The 13,662-nt window shown below is 65.7% G+C and carries 11 protein-coding genes; all 11 read left to right on the forward strand.

All coding sequences use genetic code 11. The features are described from left to right. The first annotated feature begins 7 nt into the window (after positions 1-7). The 11 genes from siaB (at position 8) to LN047_RS02735 (ending at position 13,607) form a co-directional block, all read left to right on the forward strand. A complete protein-coding gene (gene siaB / locus LN047_RS02685) occupies positions 8-547 on the forward strand; it encodes a biofilm regulation protein kinase SiaB (protein ID WP_056327466.1) in 540 nt (179 codons plus the stop codon). A gap of 36 nt (positions 548-583) precedes the next feature. After that, entirely contained in the window at positions 584-961 is a 378-nt protein-coding gene (gene siaC, locus LN047_RS02690; RefSeq protein ID WP_128829858.1) for a biofilm regulation phosphoprotein SiaC, read from the forward strand. After that, complete coding sequence (gene siaD / locus LN047_RS02695) at positions 958-1,755, forward strand: biofilm regulation diguanylate cyclase SiaD (RefSeq protein ID WP_062840217.1); 798 nt, start codon at positions 958-960, stop codon at positions 1,753-1,755. The genes siaC and siaD overlap by 4 nt, the downstream gene beginning before the upstream one ends. A gap of 39 nt (positions 1,756-1,794) precedes the next feature. After that, positions 1,795-4,371, forward strand: a complete 2,577-nt coding sequence (locus tag LN047_RS02700) for an EAL domain-containing protein (protein ID WP_373981116.1) — start codon at positions 1,795-1,797, stop codon at positions 4,369-4,371. A gap of 1,409 nt (positions 4,372-5,780) precedes the next feature. Further along, entirely contained in the window at positions 5,781-8,132 is a 2,352-nt protein-coding gene (locus tag LN047_RS02705; protein WP_279991951.1) for a bifunctional salicylyl-CoA 5-hydroxylase/oxidoreductase, read from the forward strand. Further along, on the forward strand, positions 8,129-8,920 hold the full coding sequence (locus LN047_RS02710; protein WP_373981117.1) for an SDR family NAD(P)-dependent oxidoreductase: 792 nt from the start codon (positions 8,129-8,131) through the stop codon (positions 8,918-8,920). Before LN047_RS02705 ends, LN047_RS02710 begins: the two co-directional genes overlap by 4 nt. 42 nt (positions 8,921-8,962) lie before the next feature. Beyond that, complete coding sequence (locus tag LN047_RS02715) at positions 8,963-9,820, forward strand: enoyl-CoA hydratase family protein (RefSeq protein WP_062841618.1); 858 nt, start codon at positions 8,963-8,965, stop codon at positions 9,818-9,820. A 2-nt stretch (positions 9,821-9,822) separates the two neighbouring features. Then, positions 9,823-10,992 (forward strand): acyl-CoA dehydrogenase family protein, encoded by a 1,170-nt coding sequence (locus LN047_RS02720; protein ID WP_056327452.1) that lies wholly within the window; start codon positions 9,823-9,825, stop codon positions 10,990-10,992. A 64-nt stretch (positions 10,993-11,056) separates the two neighbouring features. Beyond that, positions 11,057-12,697, forward strand: a complete 1,641-nt coding sequence (locus tag LN047_RS02725) for an AMP-binding protein (RefSeq protein WP_062841616.1) — start codon at positions 11,057-11,059, stop codon at positions 12,695-12,697. A 27-nt stretch (positions 12,698-12,724) separates the two neighbouring features. Continuing rightward, positions 12,725-13,150, forward strand: a complete 426-nt coding sequence (locus tag LN047_RS02730) for an acyl-CoA thioesterase (RefSeq protein WP_373981118.1) — start codon at positions 12,725-12,727, stop codon at positions 13,148-13,150. Between the two features lie 49 nt (positions 13,151-13,199). Next, positions 13,200-13,607: a RidA family protein gene (locus LN047_RS02735; protein WP_056327445.1), complete on the forward strand. Its 408-nt coding sequence runs from the start codon at positions 13,200-13,202 to the stop codon at positions 13,605-13,607. The last annotated feature ends 55 nt before the right edge of the window (positions 13,608-13,662 follow it).

The raw sequence follows: 13,662 nt of genomic DNA on the forward strand, positions 1-13,662 counted from the left end.
TACCCTCATGAATGCCTCCGATCTATACGCGTTGGGCGCGCGCTTCGACCAGAACCGCACGCTGCTGTGCTTTAACGGGCCGATCTCGCGCAGCCTGATCGAGGAAATCGGCAATGCGCTGAAGAACTACCTGAACGCCGAGCACGTCCGCCCCGCCGAAGCGATGGATGTGTTCTCGGTCTACATCGAAATGATCCAGAACATCCGCCAGTACGCCGCGCAGAACGGCGACGCGGACGCCTCGGCCACGGTGGTCATCGGCCGCCGCGACGAAAGCCGCTACGTGGTGTCGGCGGGCAATCTGGTCAACGCAGAGGACGGCCACAGCCTGGTCGCCCGCATCCAGGAACTGGCCGCGCTGGACAAGGCGGCCCTGAAGGCCGAATACAAGGCACAACTGCACAAGCCGCGCACGCAGGGCGTGGCGTCGGGCGCAGGCCTGGGCCTCATCGACATCGCGCGCCGCGCCGGCGCTCCGCTGGAAGCCAGCCTGACCCCCGCCGCACAGCCGGGCAAGGCCTTCTTCAGCCTGAGCGTGGTGGTCTGAGAACGCGCGTTCAAAGGATTATTTTCGGAGTATTTGATGAAAGACCTGAACATTCCCGGGACCCAGTCCACGCCCGCCATCGCCGCCGACGCTGCCGCCGGCGTGCTGGCGATGCGCGGCGACTCCTATCCCGAGAATTCCTTCGAACTGTTCGGCCCGGTCATTGAATGGGTCGAGACGTACCTGCAGGATCGCGACGCGCCGCTCAAGCTTGAGCTGGAACTGCTGTACCTGAACACCAGCAGCATCAAGTCCGTGATGGACATCTTCGATGTGCTCGAGGCCGCGCACCGCAAGGGCCGCGAGGTCGGCGTGACCTGGTTCTACGACATGCGCAACGAGCGCGTGGGCGAACTGGCCGAAGAGTTCAAGGAAGACTGCACGTTCCCGTTCTCGGTGGTCGGCCGCCAATGAAGCCGGGCGCCGCCGAACTGGATAAGCGCATCGCCGCACTGCTGGCGGATCCGGCCCATGCCGGCCATCCGCTGCGCGACGCGCTGGAAGCGCTTTGGCGGCACACCGAGGAACAGATGACGCGCATCCAGCGCGTGACCCAGCTTTCGGACGCCTACCAAAGCATGGCGCACGAACGTGAACTGGGCCTGTGCGACCAGTTCGATCGGCAGTTGCGCCGGTTGACCCGCATTGCGCGGATCTCGGATCACTACCAGAACATGATGCGCGATCTGAACCGCGCGCTCGAGGAAACGTCCAGCCGCGATCCCCTGACCGGCCTCTTGAACCGCCGCGCGCTGATGGAGACGATCAAGCAGGAAGTCCAGCGCGCCGCGCGCACGGGCGACAGCTTCGTCGTGGCGATGCTGGACGTGGATCACTTCAAGGCCGTGAACGACCGTTTCGGCCACGAAACCGGCGACCGCGCCCTGGTGGAGCTGGCCGCCGTGCTGGGCGAAAGCCTGCGCGAATACGATCTCTGCGGCCGCTGGGGCGGGGAAGAATTCCTCGTGCTGCTGCCGCAGACGCAGCCGGAAGCCGCGCAGGTGGTCATGGACCGCCTGGTGAGCGACGTGCGGGCGATGGCGATGCCGGCCGGGGACGAAGTCCTGCGGCTGACGGTCAGTATCGGCATGGCGCATCACCAGTTGGGCGAAACGTTCTCAGAGACGCTCAGCCGGGCGGATCAGGCGTTGTATCTGGCCAAGCAGGACGGACGCGATCGCGTCGCCCTTGGTTTTCCGAGGCGCTGAATGAAACCGGAACAGCTGTTATCCGGGTTGGAGCCCCTTATGCTTGATTCTCATCTTGGCGGTTCGGAGACGAACCCCCAAGGCGCCGCTTGGCATGTGGGCACTTATCTGACGTCGATGGACCGCGCTTTGCTGCTGTTCGATTTCGACGCCAGCGGCTCCTTGTTGAACGGCAATCCCAATTTCCTGGCCGCGGTGGGTTACACCCGCGAAGAGGCCCTGACGCTGCGCCACGACGTGCTGTGCGACAGCATGGACGAAGGCAAGGGCACCGGCAGCGGCGAGCAGGTGTGGGCCCGGCTGCGCCGCGGCCAGCACTTTTCGGGCACCTGCCGCTATCGCACCAAGGCAGGCGCGTCGCTGTGGATCGAGGCGACCTACCTGCCGCAACTGAACGAAGCGGGCGAGGTCGGCCGCGTGTCGGTCATCTCGCGCAAGTCGATCGCGGACGCCGAACGCCAGGAGGAAATCCGCCTCCTGATGCTGGGCATCAACGAGACCGGCAATGCGGTGGCGGTGTCGGGCTGTGATGGGCGCATCGTCTACGTGAACGACGGCTTTCAGCGCATGCTGGGCTTTTCGCGCGGCGACGCGGTCAACCAGGACCTGGGCGAACTGCTGTCCGGCGGCCGCACCGACGGCGGCACGCGCGAGGAACTGCATCGCCGCATCGCCTGCCGCGAGGGCTATCACAAGGACGTGCTGGTTTACGACCGGGGCGGCAAGCCGTTGTGGGTGTCGGTGATGGCCAATTCGGTGTTCGACGAGCGCGGGACGCTGGTCAACATCGTGGACGTGCTGACGGACATCACGCCGACGAAGGTGCACGAGGTGCTGCAGCGCCGGGTGCTGCAGGCGATGGTGAACGAGGCCTCGGTGGTCGAGGTCATGAACATGGTGTGCCGCGAGGTCGAGCGCCTGGCGCCGGAAGTGGCGGCCTCGGTGGTGCGGGTGGACGACGCTGGCCTGCTGCGCCCGCTGGCCGCGCCGAGCCTGCCGCAGGGCTATTCGGACGCGCTGGAAGGCGTGCCGATCGGTCCGCAGGTAGGCGCCTGCGGCACGGCGGCGTTTCTGGGCCGGCCGGTCATCGTGCCGGACATTGCCACGGACCCGCTGTGGGACGATTACCGCCATCTGCCGCTGCCCGAGGAATACAAGGCCTGCTGGTCGTCGCCGATCAAGTCGAGTGACGGCCGGGTGATTGGCACGTTCGGCTTCTATTTCCGCGAACGCCGCCTGCCGGACGATTTCCATCATCGTCTGGTGGACGTGTGCGTGTACCTGTGCGCGCTGGCGCTGGAACGCGAGGAAGCCCGCGCGCGCATCCGCCAACTGGCGTTCTACGACGAGCTGACCGGCCTGCCGAACCGCAATCTGCTGCTGGCCCAGGCGGAACAGGCGATCGCGCGCGCCGAACCGGAACGCAAACGGGTGGCGGTGCTGTTCCTGGACCTGGACCGCTTCAAGCAGGTGAACGATACGCTGGGCCATCCGATCGGCGACGCGCTGCTGCGCGACGTGGCGCAGCGCCTGCGCCGCCTGGCGCGCGCGACGGACATCGTGGGCCGGCTGTCGGGCGACGAGTTCGTGATGCTGATGCCGGAGTTCGAACACGGCCGCCTGACCGCCGCCGCGGAACACATCCTGGTGGCGCTGGCGCAGCCGTTCTCGGTGGGCGGCATCACGCTGAACCCGTCGGTGAGCATCGGCATCAGCGTGTTCCCGGAAAACGGCCGCGACATGGATACGCTGCTGCGCCATGCGGACATGGCGATGTACCAGGCCAAGACGGCGGGCCGCAACCGCATTTCATTCTTCAGCGCGGAAATGAACCGCCAGGCGCAGGAACGACTGGCGCTGGAAGCGGCGTTGCGAGACGCGCTGGAAGCCAAGGCATTGCGCTTGCATTACCAGCCGCAAGTGGGCTTGAAGAACGGCAGCCTGTACGGGGTGGAGGCGCTGGCCCGCTGGCGTCACCCGACGCTGGGCGACATCTCTCCGGCACGCTTTGTGCCGCTGGCCGAGGAGTGCGGGCTGATCGGCGACCTGGGCGACTGGGCGCTCCGAGAAGCCTGCTCACAACTGTCGATCTGGCGCCACAACGGCCTGCGCGTGCCGTCGGTGTCGGTGAACCTGTCGGCAACCAATTTCCACAACCTGAACCTGCCGCGCATGATCGCGGCGACGTTGGCCGAATTCGGGCTGGCGCCGGCGGATCTGATGCTGGAAATCACCGAAGGCGTGGTGTTGGACGCGACGGCAGGCACGCTGCGCACGATCGCCGAACTGCATCGTCTGGGCGTACGGCTTTCGATGGACGACTTCGGGACGGGGTATTCCAGCTTGGGCCACTTGCGCCGGCTGATCGTCGACGAGCTGAAGCTGGATCGCAGTTTCGTTCAGGGCCTGGAGAGCGACGACGCAGCGCGGGCGCTGACCAGCGCGGTGATCCGGATCGGGGAAAGCCTGAGCCTGCCGGTGGTGGCAGAGGGCGTTGAAAACGAGGAACAGCGGCGCTTCCTGGTCGAGCAGGGGTGTGCGGCGGGGCAGGGGTTTCTGTTTTCACCGCCGTTACCTGCAGGGGATCTTGAGGAGTGGTTGCGGGCTCGGGGGTGATGGAGGCGCCTGGGGTGGGTTCTTAAGGCGTCCGGCACGGCGGCGACCCGGGGCGCGCGGGGCCACGATTGCGGTCCGGAGCCTTCGCTCCGGACTCGCCTAGGCGGCCCCCCCCTTCGTCATCTTCGTACGCCTTCGGCTCCCTTCAGATTCCCTCGGGCTTATCGACGCCCCGCGCACCCCGGGCCGCCACCGCACCGGACTCTGGCACTAGAAATCTGATGGGCGGCGGGGCGGTCGGTGTGCTTGGCATTTTTGCGCGGATTGTCTCGGGCTAGAAGCATCTTGCGTTGCCCGTCTCCGTTCGGCCGCGCGGGCGGCCTCCGGAGACTTACACAGTGTCGTGCGTTTGGATGATGACGCTTCGCGCGTAGGTGTGCGCGTCTCACCAGGTGTCTGACACCCTCATAGACGGGCTACAGGCTTGAACGGTGCTTCTCGGGTGTCAGACACCGTCGGGGACGTAGACGGCGTCTTGCGGCGTGGTGATGGCGCTTCGCGAGTAGGTGGCGCTCTGGTGTCTGACACCCACATAGACGGGCTACAAGCTTGAAAGGTGCTTCTTGGGTGTCAGACACCCATCCTGGCGAAGGCGTTCGTTCTGGGCGGGTGGCAGACACCGGCGAATTTGTAAGACAGGCTCGGCTGTCAGACATCACCAAGCGGTCCGTCACTAATCATCAATTGAACTCAAGTCTCCGATGGGCGGCGCGCGTGCCGACCGTCAAGCTGTAGCAGCCCGTCGCCGCGCGCCGCCCATCACCGCCACCCCCCAAGTGATGCTGGAGCCTTAGCACCCCAATCCCCGCCAGCGCGCAAGCGACCACCGCCTCGACGCCCCACACCGCGTATGCCGATCGTGGCCGCCCGCGCGGCCGCGATTCGGCGGGCCCCGCAAGATTCGTCCCTGACCACGGCTCTAGCAGCGTCCCAACCCGGCACAGCGCAGCTCCTCGGTGCGGGCGGCAGGGGTGCGAGCGCCGTCGATGCGCCCGAGGGAATCTGAAGGGAGCCGAAGGCGGACGAAGATGACGACGGGGCAGTCCGGAGCGAAGGCTCCGGACCGCAATCGTGGGCGATCGCGCCCCTGCCGTCCGCACCGAGGGGCGGAAGAAAAACGCAGAAGCCGCCAAACCAGAGCCACCGCCAAACCCGAGCCAACGGTCAAAGCTGCCTCAAGGTTAGACCCCCAGCCCACACCCCAACGCACCTCCCCACCCACACCCCAACACCGCCCCTAGAATCGTCCCCATTAACAGATCCGATCCCAAATCTCTAAATACTTTCCCTCATTTGCACACCCACCACTTCCGATATATATTTCAAGCCTAAACTATCCAGACCTAAATATCTGCGGCTTCCGCTCCGGCATCAAGAGCGACTGTCGCGTACTTGGAGCGTATACGGCAATGAAGATAGTCTGCATCGGCGGCGGTCCCGCCGGCCTGTATTTCGGTCTGCTCATGAAACTGCAGAATCCCGCCAACGAAGTCACCGTCATCGAACGCAACCGTCCGTATGACACGTTTGGCTGGGGCGTGGTGTTCTCCGACGCCACCATGCAGAACCTGCGTGAGGCCGACCCGGTCTCGGCGCAAACCATTGGCGATGCGTTCAACCATTGGGATGACATCGACATCCATTTCAAGGGACGCAGCATCCGCACCAGCGGGCACGGCTTCATCGGCATTGGCCGCAAGAAGCTCCTGAACATCCTGCAGGCGCGTTGCGAGGATGTTGGCGTCAAGCTTGTGTTCGAGAACTTCGTTCAGGATGATCAGGCCATCGCCCGCGAGTACGATGCCGACCTCGTCATTGCCTCGGACGGCATCAACAGCCAGATCCGCACCCGCTACGCGGACACGTTCCATCCCGATATCGATCAGCGCCGCTGCCGCTTCGTGTGGCTGGGCACGAAAAAGGTGTTCGACGCGTTCACCTTTGCCTTCGTGCAGACCGAGCACGGCTGGTTTCAGGCGCACGCTTACCGCTACGAAGACGGGATGTCCACGTTCATCGTGGAAACGCCCGAGGAAACCTGGCAGGCCGCCGGCATCGAGCAGATGAGCCAGGAAGAGGGCATCGCGTACTGCGAGAAGCTGTTCGCGCCCTGGCTGGATGGCAACAAGCTCATCAGCAACGCCTCGCACCTGCGCGGCTCGGCGATCTGGATCCGCTTCCCGCGGGTCATCTGCAATACGTGGGTCCATTGGAACGATCTGGAAACCGCGCGTGGCACGCGCCGGGTGCCGGTTGTGCTGATGGGCGATGCGGCGCATACCGCGCACTTTTCCATTGGCTCCGGTACCAAGCTGGCGCTGGAAGACGCGATTGAGCTGGCGCGCTGCCTGAGCGGCGCGGAAGGCAGCGTGGAGGCGGGCCTGCATCACTACGAGGAAGTGCGCAGCGTCGAGGTGCTGAAGATCCAGAACGCGGCGCGCAATTCCACCGAATGGTTTGAAAACGTCGAGCGTTACGCCGAGCTGGAACCCGAGCAATTCGCCTATTCGCTGCTGACCCGTTCGCAGCGCATCTCGCACGAGAACCTGCGTCTGCGCGACCCGGCCTGGCTGGAAGGTTTTGAGCGCTGGATCGCCGAACGCGCCGGCGCCGCCACGCCCGAGGGCCGGCGTCCGGCCATTCCGATGTTGACGCCGTATCAGGTGCGCGGCGTGCGGCTGAAGAACCGGATCCTGGTGTCGCCGATGGCCATGTACTCGTGCACGGATGGCGTGCCGGGTGATTTCCACCTGGTTCACCTGGGCGCGCGCGCCATGGGCGGGGCGGGGCTGGTGATGGTGGAAATGACCTGCGTGTCGCCCGACGGCCGCATCACCCCGGGGTGCCCGGGCCTGTGGAACGACGAGCAGCAGCAGGCGTTTGCCCGCATCGTGAATTTCGTGCACGGCAACAGCGATGCGCGTATCGGCATGCAGCTGGGTCACGCGGGCCGAAAGGGGTCGACGCAGCTGGGCTGGCAGAAGATCGATCATCCGCTGGCCGAGGGCAACTGGCCGCTGGTCTCGGCGTCGGCGCTGCCGTACATCGAAGGCGTGTCGCAGACGCCGCGCGCCATGACGCGCGAGGACATGGATCAGGTGCGCGATAACTTCGTGGCGGCCGCGCGCCGCGCGGCGGCGGCCGGGTTCGACTGGCTGGAGCTGCACTGCGCGCACGGTTACCTGTTGTCCAGCTTCATTTCGCCGCTGACGAACCAGCGCGAAGACGAATACGGCGGCAGCCTGGAGAACCGCCTGCGTTTCCCGCTGGAGGTTTTCCATGCGGTGCGCGCGGTGTGGCCCGAAGACAAGCCGATGTCGGTGCGGATCTCGGCCAGCGATTGGGTGGAAGGCGGCATCACCGCGGACGACGCGGTCGAGATCGCGCGTCACTTCAAGGCGGCGGGCGCCGACATGATCGATTGCTCGTCCGGTCAGGTCAGCAAGGAAGAAAAGCCGGTGTACGGCCGCATGTTCCAGACGCCGTTTGCCGACCGCGTCCGCAACGAAGCGGGCATCCCCACGATTGCCGTGGGCGCCATCTTCGAGGCCGATCACGCCAACGGCATCATCGCCTCGGGCCGCGCGGACCTGTGCGCGCTGGCACGTCCCCATTTGGCTGACGCCTCCTGGACGCTGCGCGAAGCGGCGCGGGTGGGCTATGTTGATGTGGCGTGGCCGAGCCAGTATTTCGCGGGCAAGCGCCAGCTGGAAACCAACTTCGAACGCGCCGCCGCCATGGCGCAACTGGACATCAAATGAACGCACAACCGTTACCGCTTGCCGGGCGTCACGCCCTGGTGACGGGCGGCGCGCGCGGCATCGGCCTGGCCAGCGCACGGTCGCTGCTGCAGCGCGGCGCGCGCGTCACGCTGCTGGGCCGCGACGGCGGCGCGCTGGATGCCGCGACCGACGAACTGGCCCGGCTGGGTCAGGTGCAGGCGGTCAGCGCCGACATCGCCGACGAGGCGTCGGTGCGCGCGGCCTTCGCACAGGCCGAGACCGAGTTCGGTCCGGTGCTGGTGCTGGTGAACAACGCGGGCCAGGCGGTCAGCCAGCGGTTCGACCGCACGGACGCGGCGCTGTGGAACCAGATGCTGGCCGTCAACCTGACCGGCACGTTCCACTGCATCCAGGCCGCGCTGCCGGGAATGCTGCAGGAAAAGTGGGGCCGCGTCATCAACGTGGCTAGCACGGCAGGCCTGATCGGCTACGGGTATGTAAGTGCCTACTGCTCCGCCAAGCACGGTGTGATAGGGCTGACCCGGTCGCTGGCTCTGGAAGCGGCGCAAAAGGGCGTGACGGTCAACGCCGTCTGCCCCGGCTACACCGAGACCGACATCGTGCGCGGTGCGGTGGCCAACATCGTTGAGAAGACCGGCATGACGCCGGACGCCGCTCGCCTGAAGCTGGCCGAGCGCAACCCGCAGGGCCGCCTGGTGCAGCCCGAGGAAGTGGCCGAGACGGTCGCGTGGCTGGCGCTGCCGGCCTCCGCCTCCATCAACGGCCAGGCGATCGCCGTCGACGGCGGCGAAGTGATGACCGGCTGAGTCCGGCGCCCCAACCATCCAGCATCCACGAACGGAGACACCATGAGCACCCAGCCCGAAGAACACACCATGAAGCATCACAAGCGTCCGATCGCCGGTTACCAGGCGAAGACGTTTCTGTGGCAGGTGTCGGACGACGGCAAGGTCGGCACCATCACGCTGAACCGTCCCGAGCGCAAGAACCCGCTGACGTTCGATTCGTACGCGGAACTGCGCGATTTCTTCCGGTCGCTGGTGTATGCCACCGACGTCAAGGTGGTGGTGGTGACGGGCGCGGGCGGCAATTTCTGCTCGGGCGGCGACGTGCACGAGATCATCGGCCCGCTCACGAAGATGAGCATGCCGGAACTGCTGGACTTCACGCGCATGACGGGTGATCTGGTCAAGGCGATGCGGGCGTGCCCGCAGCCCATCGTGGCGGCGGTGGACGGCGTGTGCGCCGGCGCGGGCGCGATGGTGGCGCTGGCCTCGGACATGCGGTTGGGCACGCCGGCGGCGCGCACCGCGTTCCTCTTCACCCGTGTGGGTCTGGCGGGCGCCGACATGGGCGCGTGCACGCTGCTGCCGCGCATGATCGGCCAGGGCCGCGCTTCCGAGCTGCTGTACACGGGCCGCGCGATGACGGCGGACGAGGGCGCGAGCTGGGGCTTTTTCAATGCGCTGCACGAGTCCGGCAAGCTGCTGGAAGCGGCGCAGACGCTGGCCGCGCAGCTGGCCGCGGGTCCGACCTTCGCGCACGGCGTGACCAAGAAGCTGCTGCATCAGGAATGGAACATGGGCGTGGACGAAGCCATCGAGGCCGAAGCCGAGGCGCAGGCCATCTGCATGCAGACGCGCGATTTCCATCGCGCCTACGAGGCCTTCGTGGCCAAGCAAAAGCCTGTCTTCGAGGGGAATTGACGATGCGCGACGCAAGCTGGCTGGACTGGCCCTTTTTCGACGACGCGCATCGCAAGCTGGCGCATGAGGTCGACGCCTGGTGCGAGCAATCGCTGGGCGACGTGGACCATCACGATGCGGACGCGGCGTGCCGGAAGCTGGTCAAGGCCATGGGCCAGGCCGGGTGGCTGCGGTATGCGGTGGCGGGCGGTCCGGGCGGAGCCTGGGGCGGCGCGCTGCCCGAGGTCGATTCGCGCGCGGTGTGCATCCTGCGCGAGACCTTTGCCCGCCATGAAGGGCTGGCGGACTTTGCGTTTGCGATGCAGGGGCTGGGCAGCGGTGCAATTTCGCTGATGGGCTCGGATGCGCTGCGCCAGCATTATCTGCCGCGCGTGGCGCGCGGCGAGGCGATTGCGGCCTTCGCGCTGTCCGAACCCGACGCGGGCTCGGACGTGGCGGCGCTGGCGTGCGAGGCCAAGCTGGACGGCGACCATTACGTGCTGAACGGCGCCAAGACGTGGATCTCCAACGGCGGCATTGCGGATTTCTACTGCGTTTTTGCGCGCACGGGCGAAGCGCCGGGGGCGCGCGGCATCAGCGCGTTCGTGGTGGATGCAGATACGCCGGGGTTCGAGGTGTCGGAGCGCATCGACCTGATTGCGCCGCACCCGCTGGCGACGATCACGTTCGACAACTGCCGCGTGCCGGCCACGCACCGGCTGGGCGACGCGGGGCAGGGATTCAAGCTGGCCATGATGACGCTGGATATCTTCCGCGCATCGGTGGCGGCGGCGGCGCTGGGCTTTGCGCGCCGGGCGCTGGACGAAGGATTGGCGCGCGCCAAGACGCGCCGCATGTTCGGCCAGACGCTGGCCGACCTGCAACTGACGCAAGCCGCGCTGGGCGACATGGCGACCGCCATCGATGCCTCGGCGCTGCTGACGTACCGCGCCGCGTGGATGCGCGACGTGCAGAAGCTGCGCACCACGCGCGAAGCCGCGATGGCCAAGATGACGGCCACCGAGTCGGCGCAGACCGTGATCGACCGGGCCTTGCAGATGTTCGGCGGCGCGGGCGTGGTGTCGGGGATGCCGGTGGAGAAGCTTTACAGGGAAATCAGAGCGCTGCGTATCTACGAAGGCGCCACGGAAGTTCAAAAGTTGATCATCGCCCGTGAACTGCTGAAGGCGTAAAGGGGCCATCGAGCGCCTGCCTTTTGCAACGTAAACCGCATCGCACTAGCCAAGGGGAATTTTCATGGAAGTATCCGCCCACATCGACACCTTCGCCCGGGACAACCTGCCCCCGGGCGAACAATGGCCTGAGTTCCTGCTGGACGGCCCCGACGTGGCCTATCCCAAGCGTTTCAATTGCGCGGTGGAACTGGTGGACGCCATGGTCGGCCGCGGCCACGGCGACCGCGTGGCCTTGCGCTGGCGCCAGGACGGTAAGCCGGCGTCGATGACCTATCGCGAACTGGCGGCGCTGACCAACCGCATCGCGCATGTGCTGACCGAGGACATGAAGCTGGTGCCGGGCAATCGCCTGCTGTTGCGCGGGCCGAACAATCCGATGATGGCGGCGTCGTGGCTGGCCGCGATCAAGGCGGGCCTGGTGACGGTGCCGACGATGCCGCTGCTGCGTTCGAAGGAACTGAAGCAGATCATCGAGAAGGCGCAGATCCAGGCGGTGCTGTGCGACGTGCGGCTGAAGGACGAGGCGCAGTTCTGCGCGCAGCCGGACCACGAGAACCATTGCCCGGGTCTGGCGCAGGTCATGTATTTCAATGACACGGCAGCCGATGCGCTGGATACGCTGGCCGCCGGCAAGCCGGATACGTTCGAGGCCTGCGATACGGCGGCGGACGATGTGTGCCTGATTGCGTTCACCAGCGGCACGACGGGCGCGCCCAAGGGCTGCATGCATTTTCATCGCGACGTGCTGGCGATGTGCGATCTGTTCCCCAAGCATGTGATCAAGCCGGGGCCGGACGACATTTTCTGCGGCACGCCGCCGCTGGCGTTCACGTTCGGCCTGGGCGGGCTGCTGTGCTTTCCGCTGCGGGTGGGCGCCAGCACGGTGCTGGCCGAGAAGCTGTCTCCGGAAAGCCTTCTGGAACTGATCCAGGAATTCCGCGCGACGATCGTGTTCACGGCGCCGACCTTCTACCGGCAGATGGCGGCGCTGGTGGGAAAATTCGATCTGTCTTCGCTGAAGAAGAGCGTGTCGGCGGGCGAGGCGCTGCCGGATGCGACGCGCCAGCTCTGGAAGGATGCGACGGGGATCGAGATGATCGACGGCATCGGGGGCACGGAGATGATCCACGTGTTCGTGTCGAGCCCGCCGGAGTCGGTGCGCCGCGGCGCAATCGGCCGCGTGGTGCCGGGCTATGTGGCGCAGATCGTGGACGACGAGATGAAGCCCGTGCCCAATGGCACGGTGGGCCGCCTGGCGATCAAGGGGCCGACAGGCTGCCGTTATCTGGCGGATGATCGCCAGCGCCGCTTTGTGCAGAACGGCTGGAATCTGCCGGGCGATACGTTCGTGCAGGACGACGACGGCTATCTGTTCTATCAGGCGCGCAACGACGACATGATCGTGTCGGCGGGCTACAACATCGCGGGCCCGGAAGTCGAGGACGCGCTGCTGCGCCATGAGGCGGTGGCGGAATGCGGGGTGGTGGGCGCGATGGATGACGAGCGCGGGCAGGTGGTGAAGGCGTTCGTGGTGCTCAAGCCGGGCTTTGCGCCGAGCGCGGAACTGGTGACGGCGATGCAGACGTTCGTAAAGGCGAACATTGCGCCCTACAAGTATCCGCGCGCGATCGAGTTCGTGGACGCGTTGCCGCGCACCGAAACCGGCAAGTTGCAGCGCTTTGCGCTGCGCAAGATGGCATAAGCAGGCAATCGGCAACAAGGAAACATCATGGCAGCACCCTTCGAGAGTCAGGTAGAAGTCCGCTTCCGGCATTGCGACCCGGCGGGCATCGTGTTCTATCCGCGCTATTTCGAGATGATCAATGACTTCGTCGAGGAGTGGTTCGACAAGGGAATGGGGCTGCCATTTCATGCGCTGCACGTGGAGCGGCACATCGGCACGCCGATGGCGTCGGTGACGTGCGATTTCAGCGCGCCAAGCCGCTGGCACGAAAAGCTGCGCCAGACGCTTTCGGTGCAACGCATCGGCGGGGCGTCGTTCAAGGCGCTGGTGCGTTTTGAAGGGCCTGACGGGCAGTTGCGGTTGTCGGCAACGCTGACGATCGTGACGGTGGACCTGCGGACGATGAAGTCGATGCCGCTGCCCGCGGATCTGCGGGAACGCATGCAGGATTATCTGGCAACCGCGGCATAAGCGGGCGCCACCCTGTGGTTTGTTTATTTGATCAATAGGATGAGACGTTATGAAGATTCTGCAACCGCCGGATTGGATGGCGCCCCGGGGCTATTCGAATGGTGTGCTGACCGAGATGCAGGTGGGCAGCAAGCTGGTGTTCGTAGGCGGACAGGTGGGCTGGAACGGGCAGCAGCAGTTCGAGTCCGATGACTTCGCGGACCAGGTGCGTCAGGCGCTGCTGAACATCGTGCAGATCCTGGCCGAGGGCGGGGCGAAGCCGGAACATATCGTGCGGATGACGTGGTATGTGACGGACAAGAATGAATACGTGGCGGCTTATCCGGGCATCGGCAAGCACTACCGGGAGTTGATCGGCCGGCATTTCCCGGCGATGACGGCGGTGGAGGTTGCCGATCTGGTGGAGGATCGCGCGAAGGTCGAGATTGAAGTGACTGCGGTGGTGCCTGCGCAGTAACTCGTTATTCGGTTTGACGGTGTACCGAAGGTTCGCCGCTTTTGCTGCCCGGCCG

The organism is Achromobacter sp. JD417 (genome assembly GCF_041879325.1).
GTDB classification, from domain to species: Bacteria; Pseudomonadota; Gammaproteobacteria; order Burkholderiales; family Burkholderiaceae_B; genus Achromobacter; species Achromobacter mucicolens.